Source organism: Gemmatimonadaceae bacterium, from assembly GCA_019637355.1.
GTDB lineage: Bacteria > Gemmatimonadota > Gemmatimonadetes > Gemmatimonadales > Gemmatimonadaceae > Pseudogemmatithrix.
This window is the reverse complement of record JAHBVT010000001.1, coordinates 298,077-319,568: the sequence shown is the minus strand read 5'-3', so window position 1 is coordinate 319,568 and position 21,492 is coordinate 298,077. Positions and strand designations below refer to the sequence as shown.

Here is a 21,492-nt window from a genome sequence, read left to right as displayed (position 1 = left end):
TCAACTCCGCTTGCGGGGAGGGCGATGACGCCGCACGGGCAGCGACGGACGCACGCCCGCCGCGGCCGGCAGCAGGCGCGCCCCGGTGGGCGGTGCGGCCCGACGGGCCACGCGCGTGTCGTCGCCGTAGAGGGCGGCTTCGTCGAAGGCGCGCAGCAGCGCGTCGCGTGTGCCTTCGGCCATCACGGAATCATCCAGCCAGAGCACACGCTGTACGGGCGCCGGCACGAAGCCCAGCGGCCATTCCTCACCGCCGTCATCCCGCAGTGCAAATGCGACGCGGGGGACCGGGCCGGACGCCGCCCGCGCGACGATCGTGTGCTCGTGCCGCGGCCACTCGCGGCTGCCGTCCGCGGCGTGGACCGGGTAGTCGTCACGATACTGCGCCCACCACGCCGGCTCTTCGACGGGAATCGGATAGAGATGGAACGCGGCCGACGGCGTGAGCGCGCCGCTTTGCGCCAGCGTGAAACGCAGCTGCACCTCGCGCGAGGCGACGTCGAGGCCAAAGCTGCGCGCGTCGAAGCGCAGGCGGTCGTACTCGGCGCGGAGCGACTTCTCCCCGTCCGTCGCCCGCGCGGCGGACAAGGTGGAGTCGCGGAGTTCGCGCCACTGCCGCTGTCCCTCGGCCGTCAGTGTGCGCGCCGCGTCGCGGCCGAAGAGCGATTCGAGCGTGGACGGCAGTCCCGTGCGCAGGTCGAGCACCCCGCGGCGGACGCCGTGCGAGGACGGTCGTCCGATGACGTCGACGTCGGTGCGGTACTCATACGACGCCCAGGGACCGAGCATCGAGACGACCAGCACCTCCGCGTTGCCGACGATGCGCGGCTGCTCGCTGCCCTGCTCGTCCGGCCCGAGCGGCTGCTCGTCAGGATTGGCGGCGGCGTAGTTGCGCGCCAGGACGCGCATCAAGGTGTCCGCAAAGAGCTGCAGCGAATCGCCGGTGATCAAGTCGCGCTTGTACAAACGCTGGCCCACGTAGATGGCGTCGTAGAACGAGTGGTCCTCGTCCGTGACGTATAGCTCGGCGAGCCGTCCGCCCACCAAAGCCAAGACCATCGGCGCACCGCGCACACGGATGCCGTCGACCTCGGAGCGGATCCAGAACACGGAGTCGCCGGCGACGACGAGGAATTCCGTCGGCGGCGCGGGCGCGGGCGGGTCCACGCGCTCGCAGGCGAGACCCGCAAGGAGGGCGACCGAGAGGAGGACGGCGCGACGGCGCATCGATGGAATATAGCCGCGTCGCCCCTGCCCTCAGGCGAAGCCCGCGCCGTCAACGCCGCGCGATCTCGCCGACGCCGGCCAGCAGCCGCTCCACCTCGTCCATCGTCGTGTAGCAGGCTGCCCCGACGCGCACGAGCCCGTCGTCACCGTGGCCGAGCAGGCGCACGACGGTGGACGCGTAGAAATCGCCGTTGCTCACGAAGACCGCCCGCTCGGCGAGCCCGCGCGCCACCTGCTCGCTGGGCACGCCGTCCACGGTAAAGCTGACCGTCGGCGTGCGCGGCCGATCGGGGCCCGGGCCGTAGACCGTGACGCCGGGAATCGCGTGCAGCCCCTCCCACAGGCGACGCAGCAGCGCGCTGGCGTCCTCGTGCAGCAGGTGGAACGCCGAGACGAGGCGGTCGCGCCGCGTGCTACCGGAGCCCAGTGACGCGAGAAAGTCCACGGCGGCGGCCGCACCGACGATGCCCTCGTGGTTCTGTGTGCCGGTCTCGAGGCGGTCCGGCGCGTTGTTGGGCGCGGGCTCGAGCTTGGGCGCGTCGAGTTCGCCGATCAGTCGCTCCTTCCCGTAGATGACGCCCACGTGCGGCCCGTAGAACTTGTAGGCCGAGCAGCCGAGGAAGTCACAGTTGAAGGCCTTCACATCCACGAGCTGGTGCGGCGCGTAGTGCACGGCGTCCACGTACACGAGCGTGCCGAGCTGGTGCGCCAGCGCCGCCGCGGCAGCCACGTCGGTGATGGTGCCCAAGGCGTTGGAGCCGGCGCCGATGGCCAGCAGCTTGGTCTTGGGCGAGAGCACGCGCTCGAGCGAGCTGAGCACGAGCTCGCCCTTGGACGCGTCCACCTCCACGCGGCGGATGGTGATGCCGCGCTCCCGCTCAAGCGCGCGCCACGGCGCGACGTTGGCGTGGTGGTCGAGGTCGGTGATGACGACTTCGTCCCCGGGGCCCCAGGCGCGCCCAAGCGCGCGCGCGAGGTGGAAAGTCCCGGTGGTCATATTGTTGTGGAACGAGATCTCGCGCGGCGACGCGTTGAGGAAGTCCGCCAGCGCCTGCCGCGCCGCAATCAGCATCGCGTCCGTCTCGACGCTGCTCGGAAACACCCAATGCGTGTTGGCATTGTGGTGCAGCAGGTAGTCGGCCATCGCGTCGACGACCATCTGCGGGACCTGCGTGCCGCCGGGTCCGTCGAAGTACGCGACCGGGAGTCGATTGTGGCTGCGCTGCAGCGCGGGAAAGTGATGACGGAGCGATTGCACGGTTTACGCAGCCCCACCGCCGATTCGTTGTTCGAGCCAGCGCACTATCTCGACGTGGTCCACCTCCTCGCCCATCGCGGCGTGCGCCTCGCGGTACAGCGCGCTGGCCGCGTCGAGCAACGGCGCCGGCACGCCCGCCTCCTTGGCGATGCCGGCAGCGATGCCGACGTCCTTGTCCAGCAACGCGAGGCGGAACGTGCGCGGATAGGCCTTGGTGAGCACCCGCTCGGGAAAGAGGTTCTGGCTGGCGTTGGAACGCCCGCTGGAATTGTTGATCACCTCAAGCGCGACGGCTGGATCCACTCCCATCGCGGCCAGCGCGTGCAGGCCCTCGGCCGTGCCGATGATGTGCTGCGCGAGCAGGGCGTTGTTGACGGCCTTCACCGCGTCGCCGGCTCCCACAGAGCCGCAGGGCACGATGCGCTTGCCGAAGGCCTCCAGTGCGGGACGCACGCGTTCCAGCGTGGCCGCATCCCCGCCGACCATCACGGTGAGCGTGCCGGCTTCCGCTCCCGCGACGCCACCCGAGACCGGTGCGTCGAGAAATCCGATGCCCCGCGCCGCGAGTCGCGCCGCGATGCGCCGCGACGTGGCCGGATCGCCCGAGGTGCAGTCGACGAGCGTGCTGCCGGTCGACATCCCAGCGAGAAGACCGTCCGGACCGTCGAGCAGCGCTTCCACGTCGCGGGAGACGGGGAAGCAGGTGATGACGATGTCGGCGCCGCGGGCGGCGTCGGCTGGGGTGGCGGCGTGGGTCGCGCCGTGGGCGGCTGCAAAGGCTGCGGCACGCGAGGCGGTGCGGTTCCAGACGCGCAGCGGCGTGGGGCGGGAAGCGAGGTGGCGGGCCATCGGGGTGCCGATGGCGCCGAGGCCGAGGAACGCAATGGACATTGCGGGGGAGAGGGGAGGTGGGAGGTGGGTGACGGCGGGGAGACGGGAGATGGGAGGCGGCGGGGAGATGAATCAAGGTATTCGGTTCGGCGCCTGGGACGGGGACTCCAACCGTCCTCGGCCTCGCGCGGAGCCCTTAGTTTCCGGCGTGCGCCTTGAACTGGTCATCTCCGGAATGGTGGCGGTCCACGCCAAGCACGCGGTGTTTGCCGCGCTCGCGGGGGTGCCTGGAGTACTGCGCGCACAGGTGGAGCTGGGGCGCGCCGAGATCGAGTGCGAGCGGCGGGACGCGGAGCTCGAGGCCCTGGAGGCCGAGCTTGGGGCGGCGGTGGCTGCTGCGGGGTTCGTGCTCACGACGCTGCGCCGGCTGCCGCGGGAGTTGCCGCTGGCCTAGACGCCCAAGAGGCCCCCGACGATGCCCTTCACAACATCGCCAGAGGCCCCTTGAGTTGTCGCGTTGCGTAGTGGAACCCCTTCTGGTGAGTGGGCAGGGGGGTCGGCCGGCCCCCCACCAGCACCGGCCCGCACCCCACTGCCACTCTCCATCGGGTCCTGCAGTCCTTCAGACACTGGGTACGGCCGGAGGGTTTACTGGGTTTCAAGACGGAAGACTGAAGACGGAAGGAGGACGGTCCCTTCCGTCTTCCGTCCTCCGTCCTCCGTCATCCGTCCTACAAGCTGAACCAGTAGCTCGCCTTGATCAGGAACGTGTTATCGGACCGTGTCCGGAACAGGTCACCGTAATCCCGGCCGAAGTCGAAGCTGCCGGGGTTCCGGAAGTCCTGGCGGCCCTGCTGCCAGACGAAGAACAGCACCGATCCCGGACGGTACTCCCAGCGCAGAACGGTGTTGGACCGGAACTGCTTGAAGTTGAAGTCGTCGGGTTCCGCTGCCGTGTAGGGCTGGAAGCGGTCCTCATAGCGGTCCGCGCGCGGGGCGACGACCTCGCGGAGGTCGGAGTAGTCGCCGGCCGTGACGAAGGGCTGGGCGTAGAGCTGCAGCGAGAGCGCCGGCGTCATCGTGTAGTCGAGACGCGTGGTGACGCCGGCCGTCTTCTGCTCAAGCCGCGCGAAAGTGTAGGCGACGCCACCGGGCGTGTTGAAATTGTTGTACCACTGCTGGTCGTTGACGGACTCCGAGTAGTTGAGGGCGACGCTTCCCTGCACGCGGCCCCCGGCGCGGAAGTGCAGCATCGGATCGACGCCCCAGTTGTACGAACCGGACACATCCTTGAAGACGGCCCACAGTTCGGTAACGTAGGCTACGGACTTGCGGCGGTCGGTCTCGAAGCCGAACCACGTGTTCACGCGCTGGTTGCGCCGCAGCGCGGCGCCGCCGCGCATCACGCGGTCATCGTAGACCTCGCCGATGCCGTTGACGTTGAACCCGGTCCAGAACCACCACTGGTTGGGCAGTTCACCGTTGATGTTGATGTTGCCACCGGTGTTGAGGTGCAAGCCGTCGGTGGTAAAGTCGTTCCACTGGTTGAAGTTTACGAACAGCCGACGGTAGAGCTTGGTGGGCTGCATAAACTGCAGGCCGAACCAATTGCCGTTCTGCGTGATGTCGGCACGGGTCTGGAAACCGGCGTCGTTCACCTCGTAGCCGGCGCTGATCCGCGTGACGCCGGTGTTGAAGCGGGTGATGCCGCCGCCGTTCTTCCCGAGGCTCACGTTGAAGCGCGAACCGGCCATCTGCGTGAGGCTCGAGTCCACCTCGTAGCGCGAGTCGGGGCGCTGAAACTGGTGCACGGCGCTGCGCTGGGTGCGCCACAGCGCCTCTTGGCTGCCGGTGACCAGCGAACCCACGGCCGAGCCCGAGACCTGGAAGTTGTTGTTTGGGCCGAAGCGGTGACGGGCGTCCACGCCGAGCGCGTACGCGCCTTCGCGCAGGAAGCGCCGGGTGTCATCGTCGAGCGAGCGGTTCGTGGCGGTCGCCATCAGGCCGACGCCGGAGTTGCCGTTGCGCAGGTCCTGCGAGAGGCGCAGCACGGCGTAGTTGGTCTGCGGCTCGATCGTGCGGCCGGCATCGCCGAGCTCGCGATCGGCCACGGCATTGACGAAGCCGACGTTCAATCCGCCCGCGGTGCGCCCGGTGACCTTGGCGGCCCCGAGGATCGTGGTGTTGAGCGGATTGTCGTCGCGATAGTAGGTACCGCCGAGCTGCGGCGCGCGCCCGACGCGACGCGAGTAGAACAGGTTGCTGGCGAAGTTGAAGATGCCGGCGCCCTCGAGGAAGAACGGGCGCCGCTCCTCGAAGAACTGCTCGAAGGCCCCGAGGTTCAGTACCGCCGGGTCGGCCTCGACCTGGCCGAAGTCGGGGTTCACGGTGGCGTCGAGGGTCAGGTTGGACGTGATGCCGTACTTCACGTCGGCGCCGAGCGTGAGGGTCTGCTGGCGGCCGAAGCCGGTGGCCGTCGGACGCGGTGCGTCGCTGGTCACGGAGTACGGCAGCACCTCGAGGCGGCGCGGCGACGCGATGCCGCGGAACCCGTCCACCTCGCCGAACTGCGAGACGAAACCCATCTGCGTTCGGCGGTACAGCGGCCACGAGATGCGCTCGTTGTGCCGCGCGATGTCGCGCCAGATGGCGAAACCGAAGGTGTGCGCCTCGGCCTCGGGGAAGCGCAGCTGGCTGAACGGGATGCGATACTCCGCCGTCCAGCCCTGCTCGTCCACCTTGGTCACGGCATCCCAGACGCCGTCCCAGGAGAGGTCCTCGTTGCCGTCGTTGGAGATGTAGACGTCGCGCTTGACGCCGATCGGGTTGACGGTGAAGCGGAAGCCGGTGCGCTTGTCGTTGTAGCTGTCCACCATCAGGTGGATGTAGTCGCTCTGCGTGCGGGCGTCGCGGCGCGAGAGGAAGGCCATCACGGAATCGGGCGCCGGATCATAGGCGCGCACGAACACATAGAGGTACTTGGCATCGTAGGCGACGCGAGCCTCGGTGCGGTAGCGAGGGTCACCGTCTTCCACCGGATCAAACTGCCGGAACTGCGTGATGGCCGGTGCGCTGCGCCAGACCTCGTCGGTGTCGAGGCCATCGAGCACGGGCGGGACTTCGGCGCGGGCGGCCGTGGCGCCGCGGGCAGTCGGGGCGGGGATGCTGCGCGGGGGCGGCGGATCCTTCGCACGCTCGCGCGGCGGGGCTGCAGGGCCGGTGGCCACCACCGTCTGAAAGGCGAGCAAGAGCTCAACGAACATCGGAACGATCCGGGTGTGTGAGGTACCCGGTGGGGGACGGGCCCTGCGTGGGACGGCGTAGGCGGGCGTACGCCCGTGGTGTCGTGCCAGTTTCGACAGACAGACGCGGCAAAGGGTTTCGTCCTTCCATCCGCTGCGGGTTCCACCCGTCCGCCGCCCGGCTTACTTTCGGGCATCCCCGTCCGCCGCTCCTATGCAACCAGCGCCCATCGAGCCCGAGCGGTCTCTCGCCGCCCTGGTAGCGCCCGACATCCTCGACCTGCTCGAGACGGATCCGCGGTCCGTCGCCGCGGAGACGGAGGAGCTGCACCCGGCCGACCTCGCCGACGTCGCCGAACTGATTGACCGCGCCCTGGTGCCGCAGTTGCTGGCCGTGCTGCCCGTGCCGCGCGCCGCGCAGGTGCTGGAGTACCTGAGCGAGGAACTCCGCACCGACCTGCTCGAGACGATGGAACCGGAGCAGGCGGCGGCCCTGGTGGCGGGGATGACACCCGACGAGCGCGTGGACACGCTCGAGGAGATGGACGAGGAGGCGGCCGACCACATCCTCGAAGCCTTCCCGGAACGCGAGCGCCGCGAGACCGAGGCGCTGCTGCGCTACGAGCCGGACACCGCCGGCGGCCTGATGACCACCGAGTTCGTTTCGGTGCCGGAGCAGCAAACGGTGGAGGAGGCGCTGGCGGCAATTCGCGCCATCGCGCGCGCAGGACGGCGCGAGGCGATGCAGACCATCTACGTGGTGGACGCGCGCGGCGTGCTCACCGGCGTCCTCTCTCTGCGCGAGCTGCTCGCGGCGCCCGAGGGCACGAAGCTCGGCGATCTCGCCTGGAGCGAGGTCGTCACCGTGCTTGCGGACGCGCATCCGGAGACCGTCGCCCAGCTCACGTCCAACTACGACCTCGCCGCCGTCCCCGTGGTGGACGAGGACCGCCACCTGCTCGGCGTCATCACCGTGGACGACGTCATCGACGTCATCCAGGAGGAGCAGACGGAAGACGTGCAGAAGTTCGGCGGCCTCGAGGCGCTGGAGGAGCCCTACCTGCAGGTGGGCTTCCTCGACCTGCTCAAGAAGCGCACGCCGTGGCTGATCGTGCTCTTCGTCGGACAGATGTTCACGGCGGCGGCGATGGGCTTCTTCGAGGACGCGATCTCCTCGGCGACGGTGCTGGCGCTGTTCGTGCCGCTGATCATCTCCTCGGGCGGCAACTCGGGCTCGCAGGCGACGTCGCTGATCATCCGCGCGATGGCGCTGCAGGAGCTCGGGCCGCGCGACTGGTCACGCGTGCTGCTGCGCGAGGCGGGGATGGGGCTGGTGCTCGGTCTCCTGCTGGCGCTGGTCGGCGTGCTGCGGATCCTGCTCTGGCAGTGGATGGGGTTCTATCCCTTCGGTGAGCACTACGTGCTGCTCGCGACGACGATCGGCGCGACGGTCGTCGGCGTCGTGCTCTTCGGCACGCTCACCGGCGGAATGCTGCCCTTCGTGCTGCGGCGGGCCGGCTTCGACCCCGCCAGCGCATCGGCACCGTTGGTGGCGACGCTGGTGGACGTGACCGGCGTGGTGCTCTACTTCTCGATGGCCCTGCTGCTCCTGCGCGGGACGCTGCTCTGACCACATCCCGCCGGGCCGCACTGCTGATCATCGCGTCGGCGAGCGCATACGGGGCGCTAAGCATCGTCACGACGCTCGGGGCGCGCGTCGGCGTCGGGCTGCTGACGCTGATGGCCTGGCGCTACGCACTCGCGGCGCCGGTGCTGGCCGCGCTCGCCGGGCCGCGCGCGCTTGCCGACGTGCCGTGGCAACGCGTGCTGGCGCTGATGGTGCTCGGCGGCGGCGGGCAGTCGCTGGTCACGTACTTCTCGCTGTCGGCCCTGCAGTGGCTGCCCGCGGCGTCGCTCGGCTTCCTCTTCTATACATATCCGGCCTGGGTGGCGATATTCGCCGCCGTAGCTGGACTCGAGCGGCTGACGCCCGTGCGCGTGGCAGCACTGGCGCTCGCGCTGCTGGGCATCACGATGATGGTCGGTGCGCCCTGGAACCTTGCCCTGCCCTGGCCCGGTGTCTGGCGTGCGCTGCTCTCGGCAGTGATCTACGCGCTGTACATCCCGCTGTTGCAGCGCCTGCGCGGCACGCTCGCACCGGAGACGGCGTCGGCGTTCCTCATTGCCGGCGCAGCGACGATCTTCGCGATCGCGGCGGCGCTCGACGGCGTGCTGCTGCGCACGATGAGCCCGCTGGCCTGGGGCTTCGCGGCGATCTTGGCGCTGTACTGCACGGTCGTCGCCTTCCTGACCTTTCTGCGCGGACTCGCCGTCGTCGGGCCCGTGCGCGCGGCAATCCTCTCCACCACCGAGCCGCTGTTCACCGCCGTGCTCGCGTTGCTCATCCTCCGGCAGCCGCTCGGCGTGCCGACCCTCCTCGGCGGCGGTTGCATCGTGGCCGCCATCGTCGTGCTCGAACGCGCCACCCCTCCCATCGATGAACTCCCCCACGCGGCCTGAAGCGGGCGCCCTCGGCGCCGGCACCTTCTTCACCTTGCTCGCGGCGGCCGGCTTCGCGGCCGTCGCCATCCTCACGTCGCTGGCGACGGCCGCCGGCCTGACCCTCGCCACCGTGCTGGCCTGGCGCTACACGCTAGCCGCCGTGGTGCTCGTGGCCTGGGTGGGCGCGCGCAACTACAAGCGCATCCGCCCCAACGAGATGCTGCAGCTCGTGGCGCTGGGCGGCGGCGGACAGGCGCTGCTCGTGTTCGTCGCGCTAAGCGCGCTGGCGTACATCCCGGCCGCGACGCTGGCGTTTCTCTTCTATACGTATCCCGCGTGGGTGGCCTTGGTGCAGAGTGTGCGTGGCGCCGAGCGACTGGACGGACGGCGCGCCCTCGCGCTGGCGCTGAGCTTCGCCGGCATCGGCGTGATGGTGGGGATGCCAGGCGCAGCTGGCCTCGACTGGCGCGGCGTGGCACTGGCCATCGGCGCCGCGATGATCTACGGCGCGTACATCCCGATGATGCGCGTGCTGGCCAAGGACCATCCCGTCGCACCGGTGTCTGCGTACGGGAAGATCGGCTCGGCGCTGGCCTTCCTCGTGCTGGCCGTCAGCGACGGGTCGTTCACGTACCGGATGGAGCCGAGCACCTGGGCGGTGATTGCGGTGCTGACCCTGTTCTCGACGGTGCTGCCCGGCGTGTTCTTCCTGATGGGCCTGGTGCGGCTCGGCCCCGTGCGCACCGCGATCGTTTCCACCGTCGAGCCATTCCTGACGGCCCTGCTCGGTGTGCTCGTGCTCCGGCAGGCGCTGACGCTCCCGACGGTGCTGGGGGGCGTGCTGATCATCGGGGCGGTGCTGCTGTTGCAGCTCCGGCGCGACCGCGTAGCGTAGCGTGGAAGGATTTTCCCCCTTGCCGCGTCTCATTGCCAGATGGGTCACTCGAGCGCGCCAGCGACGCCGGATGACGTCGCGCTGATCGAGGGCTGCCGCCGCGGCGAGCCTTCCGCGCAGCGTGCGCTCTTTGACCGCTACCGCGACCGCGTACACGCCATCGCGTTGCACTATCTCAAGGGCGACGGCGCCGCCGCCCAGGACGCGACCCAGGAGGTCTTCGTGCGCTTCTTCAATGCCGCCAGCGGGTTCCGAGCCGAGTCGCGGGTGAGCACCTACCTGTACCGCGCCGTGGCGAATGCCTGCATCGACGAGCTGCGGCGACGGCGGCGCTTCGTGTTCGTCGGCGACCTGCCGGAGGCCTTGCATCCGGTCGATGAATCGTCGCCAGCGACGGAGGCGGGCGACCCAGCACTGCATCGTGCCGTCCACGCCCTGTCGCCGAAGCTCCGGATGGTCGTGTTGATGCGCTACTACGACGACCTCTCCTACGACGAGATCGGCGCGGCGTTGGGCGTCTCGGCGGGTACGGTCGCCTCCAGGCTGAACCGGGCGCACGAGGCCATCGGTCGCCGGCTCGGCGGCGACACGCGCGTCGGCGCGACGGGGGCTCCCGATGCAGCCTGACGAGATGCGCCGTCGCCTGGGCGAAGCCCCGCTCCCGGATCCCGAGCGGCACTGGACGGCGATCCGCGCGCGCTTGGCGACGACTGACGTGCCACGCTGGCGGCGCCCGTTGCCGCCGATGGTCGCCGTCGCCGCCACACTGGCCGCACTGGTGCTCGGCGCTGGCGCCGGCACGTACCGGCAGTTCGCCGCGCCCTCCGAGTGGGTCGCGATGGCCGCGGCGTCTGGCGTCGCGCTCGACAGCAACTGGCTGGAGACCGGCGACGACACGCTGCGGCTCGCGGTCGGTCGCATCGGCGAGGTCGCGCTGGCCCCGGGCTCGCGCGCGCGGATCGCGCGCGGGGCGTGGCACGAGCATCGGCTGGTACTGGAGCGCGGCGCGCTGGACGCCGTCATCGCCGCGCCGCCGCGGCTGTTCTTCGTCGAGACGCCGAGCGCCGTCGCCGCGGATCTCGGCTGTGTCTATCAGCTGGAGGTGACCGAGGACGGCGGCACGGCGCTGCACGTCTCCGCCGGGTGGGTGGAACTCGGCCGCGGCGACGCGCGGGTGCTGGTGCCAGCGGGTCTGAGCGCGCGCGTGCGCGCCGGCGGCGTGCCTGGCATCCCGCACGTCCCGAGCTGGCCGCGCGAAGTCATCGCGAGCCTTGAGCGGGTGGCCGCCGCCGAGGGTGGCGGCGCGGCAGTGGAGCGTACGCTCGCCGCGCTCGACAGCCTCGACGCGGGTTTGCCGGCCATCGTGCGGCGCCAGACGACCGGCATCACGCTCTGGCATCTCCTGCAGCGCGTGGAGGGACCGTCGCGGCGGCGCGTGATCGATGCACTGGCCGCGCGGGCCGAACGGCCGGCCGGCGTCACGACGGAAGGAATCGTCGCGCTCGACCGTCAGATGCTCGATCGCTGGCGGCGCTCGCTCCACCCGATGTGGGGCGAGGAACCGGGACCGATGTGGGTGGTCGCCGCGCAGCGGGTCTGGCTGTGGCTGATGGACTGACCCTTTGGCGGCGGAGGTTGGGATGCGCGCGAGGACGCTGGGGATGGTGTTGGGCGGGGCGGGCCTGCTGGCGGCGGTGACGGCCGCCGCGCCGGCGCTGCGTGGCGGCTGGGCAATCCTGACGGTGCACGAACTTCCCGAGTCCGTCGTGGTCGGCGAGGCGACGACGCTGACCTTCACGCTGCGGCAGCACGGGGAGGAGCTGATGACCGGACGCGCACCGGTGCTGCAGTTGCGGTCGGGCGGGTTGCTGGGGCAACGGCAGCGCGTGGAGGCAGAGCGGACGCGCGAGCCTGGGGTGTACCGGGCAACGTTCACGCCGGGCAGCGCCGAACCGCTGCACGTCCGCGTGGACACTGACTATCACGGCTGGACGGTGGACCTGCTCCCGATGACGGTGCACGCGGCCGGCACGCGTGTGACACGCGCGTCGAGCGCGGCGCCGAATTCGCTGGGTCGTGGCCGGGCGCTGTTCGTCGCCAAGGGCTGCGTCGGCTGCCACACCAAGGCCGACGACGCCGCCTTGCGCGACTACCCCAAGATGCGCGTGGGGCCTGACCTCACGGGCCGGAGCTTCCCCGCAGAGTTCCTCGTGCAGAAGATGACCGACACCGACGCACTGCGCCCGACGCAGCCCCGCTTCGGGTCGCGTCAGGCGGTGATGCCGCAACTGGAGGTCACTGCGGGCGAGGCCCGCGAGATCGCGGCCTACCTCAACGCCAGGTCGGTGGCGTCGCGCGACTGAGCCGGGGGCGGTACGGCGGCGGGCGCGGTATGGCCCGCCGCCGCACCGTATCCATCCACGATGCCCTGTTCGAGCCAGGCGTGGTCGCCCTTTACCACGGCCTGCGCGAGCCGGTACAGCGAGCCGTCGTGCTTGCCGTACAGGGCGCGGAAGCTGCCTTCGATGCGGTCGCGCGCCTCGCGGCAGAAGGCATCGGCGAGCGCGATGGCTTGGCGATTCCCCTCGCGCGCGAGCATCTGCGCTCGCGAGAGCGTGGCGCTCATCGCGTAGAGCTCGGCGCCGATATCCACGGCGCGGAAGAGCACCATCTGCCGCTTCTCGAGCTTGGGACCGAAGCGCAGCATCGCGTGGAACAGCGTGCGCCCGAGGCGGTTGGTCGTGCGCGCCACGTAGCGCATATGCCGCGCGTTGCGCCCGAACTCGCCGAAGCGCCGGAACTCGGGGATCCAGCGGGCCGGATACCACGTCGCATAGAACGGCGCCGCCGCCAGCGCGTACTTCACGCGCGTGCCGAACGTGCTCTTGGGATCGACGATCGGGAAGGCGCGTGAGAAATGCGCGTCCACGGCCTCGCGGGCGATGAACAGGCGCATAATCTCGCTGGAGCCTTCGAAGATCAGGTTGATGCGCGAGTCGCGCATCGCGCGCTCGACGGGCAGCGGCGTCTCGCCGCGCGCGCGCAGCGAGTCGGCGGTCTCGTAGCCGCGGCCGCCGCGGATCTGCAGCGCGTCATCCACGCTGCGCCAGGCGAGTTCGGTGTTGAACATCTTGGCGATGGCGGCCTCGAGACGGATGTCGGTGCCGCCGCGTTCGTACAGCGCCGTCGAGAGGTACGCGACGGACTCCATCGCGAAGGTGCTGGCGGCCATCCGCGCGAGCTTATGCGCGATGGCTTCGTGCTTGGCGATGGGCTGGCCCCACTGCACGCGCTCGCCAGCCCACTGCCGCACACCCTTGAGCAGGCCCTTGGTCGCACCGGCCACGCTGGCGGGGATGGTCAGCCGCCCGGTGTTGAGCGTGATGAGCGCGAGCTTGAGCCCCTGCCCTTCGCCCCAGAGGATGTTCTCGGCGGGCACCTTCACGTCGGTGAACGAGAGCCAGCCGTTCTCGATCGCGTGCAGGCCCATAAAGCGGCAGCGATGCTTGATCTCGATGCCGGGGGTCTTGGCATCCACGATGAACGCGGTGATCTGCTTCTTGCGCAGCTTGCCGTTGACCATCCGGTCGGGCGTGCGTGCCATCACGACGAAGAGGTCGGCGCGGGTGCCGTTGGTGCACCAGAGCTTCTCGCCATTGATGATCCAGTGCTTGCCGTCCTCGCTGGGCCGCGCGGTGGTGGCAAGGTTGGCGGGGTCAGAGCCGGCGTGCACCTCGGTGAGCGCGAAGGCGGTGATGCCGCCCTTGGCGATCTGCGGGAAGAACTTCTGCTTCTGCTCCTCGGTGCCGAAGAGCTTGAGCGGCTGCGGCACGCCGATGCTCTGCGAGGCCGAGAGCAGCGCGCAGAGCGAGCCGCACTTGCTCGTCACGAGCTCCATCGCCTTCACATAGGCCATCTGCGAAAGGCCCAGCCCGCCGTATTCCTTGGGAATCTTGATCCCGAAGGCCCCGAGTTCGCGCAGGCGCTGGACGTAGGCCTCGGGGATGTCGCCGCTGCGATCGACGAGGTCGGCGTCGTACTCGGTCTCGAGGAAGTGCTTGAGCGCGGCGAGGAAAGGCTCGGCGTCGCGCATCGCGGCCGGGTCGTCGGCGGGGTGCGGATGGACGAGGTCGGCGCGGAAGCGGCCGAGGAAGAGCTCCTTCACGAAGCTCGGGTGCTGCCACTCGGACTCGCGCGCGTCCTCGGCGACATCGCGCGCCTCCTGCTCGGAGGCGAGGGCGTGGGACTGGTCGGCCATTGCGGCCACCTCCAGGGATGTTGGTCCAGCGATCGCGGGTCGCAGCGCTTCCCGCAGGGTGTCTGTACCCTACCCCGGAGTGCGGCGAAAGAGCAATACACCCCCGACGACGGCGATGATCGCGAAGGCGAACCACTGCGCGGCGTAGGAGCGGTGGGGGCCGGCATCCACGGTGGGCGGCGGCAGGCGGCGCGGCACGGAGTCGGCGCGGGCGGCGGAGTCAGAGGTCATCACGAGCTGCACGCGGGCGAAGGGGCGGCCCGTGCGGGCTTCCATCGCCCGGCGGTTGAGCGCGCGAATGAGCGTGGGCCGGTCCGCCGGCGGGGGCGGACCGCTATCCGGCAACGGCAGGAGGTATCCGCGCAGCGTGACCGAATCCGCCTCCCTCCAGCGAGCCTGTTCGGCTGAGGACGCATCGGCCGAGTACACCCAGCCCCGGACCACGAGCAGGAGGGTGTCCGTGCCCGGAAGTTCAAGTGGCGTAAGGAGATGCACGCCAGGCGAGCCCTGCGACGGGCGCGAGGCGTGGACCTGCTCGAGGTCGTAGCGGAAGCGTCCGCCGGTCTGTACCCGCGTCCAACGAACCTCGTCTGGACCGCCCTCGACGGTAGAGAGCTCGACCGCGGGCAGCAATAGGCGCTCGGCGAGCCCCGCGTTCTCGCCAGCGACCTCCCGATGGCGGTCGAGCTGCCACATCCCGAGCCGCAGGAACAGGGCGGCGCAGACGAGCGGAATTACGAGGGCGAGGAGGCGTTTGATGCGCATAGTGTGGAGGCACGGAGTCGGGGCTGCTGCACGACGCTGGTGTGTCGCCGGTCACCGCCCGAGACGGGGCAACTCCCCCATCGTGAACGGAAGCTAACGGCTGTCCGGCGAGTCTCGCTCGCGGGGCCGTGTCCAAGGCAGTAACATAGGAAGTCGATTCCCCTTCATTGCCGAGTACCCGAACGTGCCAGGATCGAGCCCCGTCAGACATCGCGCCACCGTATTGGCGCTCACGCTGTTCGCATCGCTGCTCAGCTGCGGCCGCGAGATCACCGGCCCGGGCGGGCGCGGGGTCCCCGTGGCGCTGCACTTCCTGCCGGACTTCCGTCCGATGATGGTGGAAGAAGTGGACGGGACGATGCACAGCGTGGCCGGCCTGGTGCCGTTCACGCGGGTGCGCATCGAGCTCCGACGCTCGGACAACACCGTCGCCGCGTCGAGCGTGGTGGAGTTCCCTGCCGACGCCGACTCGATTCCGCTGAACATCCTCGTGCCGCTGAGCAGCGAAGCCGGGACCGAGGGCGAGGTCCTGAGCGCCTTCCTGCGCTACATCAACTCCGCCGGCGACACGGTCTTTGCGGGTGGTCCGGTGACGGTGCTGGCGCGGCGCGACCGCAACGCGCCGCCGCCGCCCGTGGTGGTTCCGCTCGCCCCGACAGTCCCGGGGGCGACGTTCGCGCGCATCGACATCGACCCGGACACGGCCGAGGCGAACTCCGGCCAGTCGGTGGCGTTCACGGCGACGGGCTACGATGGCCAGGACGTCGTGGTCCCGAACGCGATCATCGGGTTCCTCTCACGAAACCCGGCGCTGGCCGCGGTACCGTCGCTGGCGTCAGGCACGGTGAACCTGGTCGGCGCGCGCGGGAGCACCTGGATCATCGCGCAGTCGCTCACGGGCGTGCGCGACTCGGCGTTGGTGAAGATCCTCCCGGTGCCGAGTGGCCTGGTGAAGGCGAGCGGCGACGGGCAGTCGGCACTGACCGGCGCGGAGTTCGCACAGAAGCTGCGCGTGCGCGTGATCGCGTCAGATGCGCTCGGTGTCGCCGGCGTGAGCGTGAACTTCGCCGTGACGAGCGGCGGCGGCTCGGTGAGCGAGCCGACGGTGGTGAGCGACGCGGACGGCTACGCCGAAGTGACGTGGACGGCGGGCGCGGCGGCTGGCGCGGGCAGCGTGACGGCGAGCGTGGCGTCGCCCGCATTGAACGCCGTCTTCACCGGCACGCAGGTTGCGAGCGCCGCGAGCAGCCTGACGTTCGAGTCGCAGCCGTCGAACATCACGGGCGGTGAAGACCTCCCGGGCATCGAAGTCGCGGTGCGCAACGGCGCCAACCAGATCATCACGACCTTCGGCGGCCCGGTGACACTCGGCCTCAGCGGCGGCAGCGCCGGTGCGGCGCTCGTGGGCACGACCACCGTCAACGCGGTGGAGGGCGTGGCCACGTTCACGGGCCTTACGGTGAACAAGGGCGGGACGGGCTATCGCCTCGTGGCCACGCACGAGCAATTGCCGCCGGCGCAGTCGAACCTCTTTGACGTGGCGGCTCCGCCGGCGGTCACGGCGGTGCTCGTGAGCGGCGGCGGGCAGTCGGCGCCGGCGAACACGCAGCTGGCGGACTCGATCCGTGTGCGCTTCCTCGACACCTTCGAGCAGCCGGTGGTCGGTGCCACGGTCACGTTCACGGTGCAGGCGGGCGGCGGATCGCTCTCGCCGACGTCGGCGGTGACGGACATCGACGGTCGCGTGGGCGTTGCGTGGACGCTGGGCGAGGCCGGCGCGCAGCAGATGCGCGCCGCCATCGGCGGCGTGAGCCTGAACGTCAACGCCACGCTGGTGGCGAGCGAAGGCATCTCGCTGTTCGCGGGCTTCGACTACACCTACGTGCCGATCGGCGGGAGCCGCGGCATCCCGATCTACCTGACGAACCCGTCGCCGACGCCGGTGACGGTGACGCTGACGGTGGACGAGCCGATCGCGCAGTGGAGCTCGAGCACGGTGAACATCCCGGCGGGGCAGACGGTGGTGACGCCGGGGCTGCAGGGCAACGTGGAGGGCGTGACCTGGGTGCGGATGTCGTCCGAGTTTGGCGATGATTCGGTGCTCGTGACGGTGGTACAGTCCAGCGTCGGACTTCTCGAACCGCAGTATCCGTACTTCGAGACGAGCGATACGGTGCGCCTGCTGGTGAGCCTGACGTCGCCGGCTGGGCCTGGCGGCGTGCTGGTTACGGTGACGTCGCTCGACACGACGCTGGCGCTCGTGGCCGGCGGTACCGGGCTGGGCCGGCCGGCCGAGGCCTGCGTGAGCGCGTACTACTACTATTGCGGCGGCGGCGGTGCTGTGCAGAGCGGCGACGTGACGGCGAGCGCCAGCGGTCCGCTCAATCTCGTCGGCACGCCGGGTGAGTCGGTGGAGATCCTCGTGCCCGAGGGCCAGCTCTTCGGCAACCTCACGGTCGTGACGACGGGTGAGGCGGGCCGATCGGGCTGGGTGGACCTCGACATCTCGGCGCCGAACCACGCAGGCGGCTGGTCCTCGCTGGGCGTCTTCCCCCCCGTGCACTCGGTGTACTGGGAAGACTACTATCTCACGAGCACGGTGGGTGCCGGTCAGTACTTCCGGATCCGCTCGACCATCAGCGGCCGCTCCCCGCTCAAGGGAGAGCGCGTCATCACGGTGACGAGCCGGCACCCGGCCATCGCCGGCGTGCCCGCGGAGATTCGACTCGGCCTCAATGACTACGCATCGCCGCCGTTCGCGGTGCGCGGGCTGAGCGAAGGGTCGACGTACGTCGTCTTCGAGTCGCCGGGCCTGCCCGCGGACTCGATCCCGGTCGTGGTGACGGCGCCGAAGCTGCTGATCGATGACGTGACCGGGACGTACCTGCCGCAACAGTCGCGCGGCACCGTCCGCGCCGGCCTCACGTCGATCGACGGCTTCTCGAGCTTCCGCGTGCATTCCGCAGTCGGGCTCACGTGGCGCACCGACAACCCGTCGGTGATCCTCCTGGAGCAGACCACCAGCGAGATTCCGGCGGACCAGTGGAGCAGCAGCATCGCGTTCCAGACGCTCGGCCTCGGCAGCGGCTACATCGTGGCGGAGATCGACGGCGTCGCGGCGGACTCGGTGGAGATCACGACGTACACCGCGGCCCCGAGCACCTTCACGTTCTCGACCACCGGCGGCGTCGGCGTCATCACGCCGATCTCGTTCAGCATCCCGAACGTGATGTCGCCGACCGGTCTGCGCGCGGTGGCCGTCACGAGCCTCAACACCGCCGTGGCCCAGGTGCTGACGCCGACCGTACAGGTGGGCGCGTCGAATTCGAACGGCACGGCCTATGTGGTCGGCACGGGAGTCGGGAGCACGCAGATCCAGTTCTCGGGCGCGAACCTGTCGCCGATGAACGTGACCGTGACGGTGTCCCGCGGGCGCACGTTGGTGAACGCCTCAGGCAGCGCCGCCGACAGCGTCGTGCGCACGGCGGCGGCATTTATGAGCGACGGTAGCACCACGCGGGCGGCATTGGACACCGTGCGGGCGCGCCTGCGCTCGTCGGACCCGGCCGTCATCGCCGTCGTCGATTCCATCGTCACGTTCGTCCCGTCGAGCTTGGCGAGCAACACGCAAGGCAAGTACCGTCCCGTCGCCCCGGGCAGCGCGCGACTCTGGTTGGTGCCCGAGGATCCGGCCTACGACAGCTCGTCCACCGCGCTGCTGACGGTGAACCCCTACGTGCTGCAGACCACCTCATCGCAATGGGTGGGGCAGCGCCTGGCCACGTCCTTCACGGCGTACCGCAACGGACCACCGCAGGGCGCGCTGCCGATCACGAATCAACGGACCGGCCCAGGTGAAGTCGAAGTGACGGGCTTCTCCGGCGAGTTTGCGGCGGGCGCGACGTCGAGCTTCGGCTGGGTGGTGGGTCGCGCGCTGGGCGTGGATTCCCTCATCACCAGCGCGCCCGGCTACAACTCCGACACGCTGGCGTTCGAGGTCGTCGAGTCCTGGGCACGGCTCGAGCTCTATGGCGACCCACGCGCCGGCCAGCTCTTGACCGACATCGGCGCCATCCTCTCGGAGTTCGGTTCATACGTCTACCGCACCGCCGGGGAACCGATCAAGCTCCGCGTACTGTCGCTCGACGAGAGCAAGGCGGTCGTCGAGACGGACTCCATCGTCTTCGAGGAAGGGGACTACTACCCGACGTACGGGGCGGCGGTGCGGTTCCTCGAAGCCGGCACCGCGACCTTGGTGGTCGAGGACGTGGAGGGCATCATCCGGCCCGACACGGTCACGGTGTTCGTGAACCCGCGCAGCCTCACGGGCGGCTATTACTACAACGACGTGTACGACCGGATGTCGATCGGGATGGGACAAAAGACGGACGACTACGACGTGTACGTTTCGCGCGGCTACGCCTCGCCGGAGCCGATGTGGGTGTACCTGCACTCGACGCAGCCGTCGCTGGTCCAGGTGCCCGACTCGGTGCTCATCGCGGCCTACGACGACTACGCGTACATCCCGATCACGGCGGGCGACACGGTGGGGTCGGCGCGCGTCATCGCCTCGGCGCCGGGCTATAACGAGTACGAGCTCGACGTCATCGTGACGCGCGGCGAGATCGAGCACTACGCCTACGTCTCCGCGGCCGGCTTCCCGCTGGCCATCGAGCTCTATGTGGTGGACGCGCTGACCCGCAGCACACGACTGATGGCCTCCCCGGTGCCGATGCGCTTCACGACCGACCGGCCGGACCTGCTCGACACCGCGGGGACGTCGTTCACCTACCCGGCCGACGCGTACTACGCCTCGCCGCCAGGCCCGATGGCACTCGCCACCGGCGGCGCCGTCCTGCGCGTCGAGGATGATCGCCCACCGGGTTTCGCGTCGATGCTGACGAGCACGTCCTCGCTGGAAATCGGGCAGGCGTATCTCTCGAGCAGCGCCGATGCCCTCGTGCGCCTCACACCGGGCACGCGTCGTCAGCCAGGCTTCTCGGTGTACACGAGTCTGGACTACGTGCCGGTCACCGCAACTGCCTCCGCGCTGGCGGGACGGTTCGCCGCTTCGCCTGGCACCATTGAGTTCAACAGCGGCGTCTACGGATCGTACAACTCACTCGAGCTGACGGGCTTGACCAGCGGCACGGACACGCTGGTGCTCAGCGCACCGAACCTCAAGTCCGACACGACGCTCATCGTTGTCGAGGCCGGTTACCTGACGCTGCTACAGGGCCCGCAGGCGATCGTGGTCGGTGACTCGGCCCTGATTACGCTGCGCCTCCGCGACGCGGACCAGAACGCCGTCTTCGTCACGGAATCCACGACGTTCAGCTTCGCGGTGGACACGACCTTCGCGATCTCGGATGGCACTGGCACCGTGTCGACGATTATCGTGGGAGAGGATGGCGAGTTGCTCACCTTCTGGGTGCGCGCGCAAACACCCGGCCAGAGCTCCATCACGGTGACCAGCCCGAACTTCAGAACCTTCACGTTGCCGCTGTATGCGGTGGAGCGACCATAAGATGCGATCCATTCGATTGATGCTTCCCTTGGCCGCGGTGGCGGCGCTTGCCCTAGCGGCTCCGCTCGGCGCCCAGCAAGCCCCGCCGACTGAGACGGCCGTGCCGGCGTCCGCTGGCACTGTGCGTGGCACGGGGCCCAATGGCGCGACGCTGCGCTGTCGCGACGGTTTCTATCCGTCACCCGGCGCGGCCGATGCGGCCTGCGCGACCCGCGGCGGCGTGCTGGTCCGCTTCCCGACCACCCACAACGCCGACCGACGTGGGGTGGCGATCGAGCAGCCGGGTGCCGTCTCGGAACGCCGCGGCATTGTGGCACCTGAGGCGCAGAGCGACTCCGCCAAGCCAGCCGCGACCCAAGTGCCCTGGGCCGAGCAGCAGGCGCGGGCCCGCGCGGAGGCCCAGCAGCCCGTCGTGCCAATCGGCGCGCGCCTGCTCTGCGGCGACGGGACATACGTGGTGGCGGATACCAGTAGCGTCCGTTGTGCAGGCCGCGGGGGAGTTCGGCTACGCCTGACCGACGAGTCCCGCGTCCAACTGAGGCCGATCGGAACGCCGTAGCGAAGACGAAAGCAGAGAAGGCGGCCTGGCGTGACATAGGTCACACCAGGCCGCCTTCTTCGTCCCTTCCGGCGCGATGCTTGCCACACATCTCGTCGGCTTCGCGAAGGCCCAAGAAGACCTGCGGCGCGCCACAGACGCCCTGGTTGGTCGTAAACGACGCACGAATCAGGCGGAGGGAACCGCGCGTCCTCGATGGAGCGACGAGACCTACTGCTGGGACCGCCGGTACGGCCGCTTCGGCGGCTTCCCCCTGCTAGAACAGCCCAGCTGCTCCACCAACTGGGCCGGGGCTTTCGGGACTTGACCCAGCTTGGTTGCAGCCCGCGCACGTTCGTCGACGTCGGCCCAGCGACGCACCGTCTTCACCGCTGGCACGGCGTAGAAGGTGGAGTCGACCTCGACGGCGACGAAGCCTTGGCGTAGAC

Annotated in this window: 15 protein-coding genes and 1 pseudogene; 9 read left to right on the top strand and 7 right to left on the bottom strand. The window is 69.7% G+C overall.

What is annotated here, in order from left to right:
* Genes KF689_01360 through KF689_01350 form a run of 3 tightly spaced genes read right to left on the bottom strand, consistent with a single transcriptional unit; the run spans nucleotide 1 to nucleotide 3,376 of the window.
* Nucleotides 1-1,227, bottom strand: coding sequence for a hypothetical protein (locus tag KF689_01360; protein ID MBX3132018.1), 1,227 nt, complete (start codon nucleotides 1,225-1,227; stop codon nucleotides 1-3).
* 49 nt (nucleotides 1,228-1,276) lie between these two features.
* A complete protein-coding gene (locus KF689_01355) occupies nucleotides 1,277-2,485 on the bottom strand; it encodes a cysteine desulfurase-like protein (protein ID MBX3132017.1) in 1,209 nt (402 codons plus the stop codon).
* 3 nt (nucleotides 2,486-2,488) lie between these two features.
* Nucleotides 2,489-3,376: an NAD(P)-dependent oxidoreductase gene (locus KF689_01350; GenBank protein ID MBX3132016.1), complete on the bottom strand. Its 888-nt coding sequence runs from the start codon at nucleotides 3,374-3,376 to the stop codon at nucleotides 2,489-2,491.
* Between the two features lie 148 nt (nucleotides 3,377-3,524).
* Here KF689_01350 and KF689_01345 point away from each other — a divergent pair, with 148 nt between their 5' ends.
* Complete coding sequence (locus KF689_01345) at nucleotides 3,525-3,770, top strand: hypothetical protein (protein ID MBX3132015.1); 246 nt, start codon at nucleotides 3,525-3,527, stop codon at nucleotides 3,768-3,770.
* Nucleotides 3,771-4,047: 277 nt separating this feature from the next.
* Here KF689_01345 and KF689_01340 read toward each other — a convergent pair whose 3' ends face one another.
* On the bottom strand, nucleotides 4,048-6,579 hold the full coding sequence (locus KF689_01340; protein ID MBX3132014.1) for a carbohydrate binding family 9 domain-containing protein: 2,532 nt from the start codon (nucleotides 6,577-6,579) through the stop codon (nucleotides 4,048-4,050).
* A 193-nt stretch (nucleotides 6,580-6,772) separates the two neighbouring features.
* Here KF689_01340 and mgtE point away from each other — a divergent pair, with 193 nt between their 5' ends.
* From mgtE to KF689_01310, 6 genes are all read left to right on the top strand, one after another.
* Complete coding sequence (mgtE, locus tag KF689_01335; GenBank protein ID MBX3132013.1) at nucleotides 6,773-8,188, top strand: magnesium transporter; 1,416 nt, start codon at nucleotides 6,773-6,775, stop codon at nucleotides 8,186-8,188.
* A gap of 110 nt (nucleotides 8,189-8,298) precedes the next feature.
* A complete protein-coding gene (locus KF689_01330; GenBank protein MBX3132012.1) occupies nucleotides 8,299-9,078 on the top strand; it encodes a DMT family transporter in 780 nt (259 codons plus the stop codon).
* Nucleotides 9,056-9,955, top strand: a complete 900-nt coding sequence (locus KF689_01325; protein ID MBX3132011.1) for a DMT family transporter — start codon at nucleotides 9,056-9,058, stop codon at nucleotides 9,953-9,955. The genes KF689_01330 and KF689_01325 overlap by 23 nt, the downstream gene beginning before the upstream one ends.
* 39 nt (nucleotides 9,956-9,994) lie before the next feature.
* On the top strand, nucleotides 9,995-10,582 hold the full coding sequence (locus KF689_01320) for a sigma-70 family RNA polymerase sigma factor (GenBank protein MBX3132010.1): 588 nt from the start codon (nucleotides 9,995-9,997) through the stop codon (nucleotides 10,580-10,582).
* Between the two features lie 4 nt (nucleotides 10,583-10,586).
* Nucleotides 10,587-11,573: a hypothetical protein gene (locus tag KF689_01315; protein ID MBX3132009.1), complete on the top strand. Its 987-nt coding sequence runs from the start codon at nucleotides 10,587-10,589 to the stop codon at nucleotides 11,571-11,573.
* A gap of 22 nt (nucleotides 11,574-11,595) precedes the next feature.
* Complete coding sequence (locus KF689_01310) at nucleotides 11,596-12,318, top strand: cytochrome c (protein MBX3132008.1); 723 nt, start codon at nucleotides 11,596-11,598, stop codon at nucleotides 12,316-12,318.
* Here KF689_01310 and KF689_01305 read toward each other — a convergent pair.
* The gene (locus tag KF689_01305; GenBank protein MBX3132007.1) at nucleotides 12,282-14,213 is read right to left on the bottom strand and encodes an acyl-CoA dehydrogenase family protein; all 1,932 of its coding nucleotides are present in this window, start codon (nucleotides 14,211-14,213) and stop codon (nucleotides 12,282-12,284) included. The two genes, KF689_01310 and KF689_01305, sit on opposite strands and share 37 nt — an antisense overlap.
* A 69-nt stretch (nucleotides 14,214-14,282) precedes the next feature.
* The gene (locus KF689_01300) at nucleotides 14,283-14,978 is read right to left on the bottom strand and encodes an SURF1 family protein (GenBank protein MBX3132006.1); all 696 of its coding nucleotides are present in this window, start codon (nucleotides 14,976-14,978) and stop codon (nucleotides 14,283-14,285) included.
* Nucleotides 14,979-15,201: 223 nt separating this feature from the next.
* On the opposite strand from KF689_01300, the gene KF689_01295 reads away from it, so the two are divergent.
* The gene (locus KF689_01295) at nucleotides 15,202-20,505 is read left to right on the top strand and encodes a hypothetical protein (GenBank protein MBX3132005.1); all 5,304 of its coding nucleotides are present in this window, start codon (nucleotides 15,202-15,204) and stop codon (nucleotides 20,503-20,505) included.
* 19 nt (nucleotides 20,506-20,524) lie between these two features.
* On the top strand, nucleotides 20,525-21,064 hold the full coding sequence (locus KF689_01290; GenBank protein MBX3132004.1) for a hypothetical protein: 540 nt from the start codon (nucleotides 20,525-20,527) through the stop codon (nucleotides 21,062-21,064).
* Nucleotides 21,065-21,274: 210 nt separating this feature from the next.
* Here KF689_01290 and KF689_01285 read toward each other — a convergent pair.
* Nucleotides 21,275-21,484 (bottom strand): annotated as a pseudogene (locus KF689_01285) (DUF72 domain-containing protein).
* Nucleotides 21,485-21,492 lie beyond the last annotated feature (8 nt).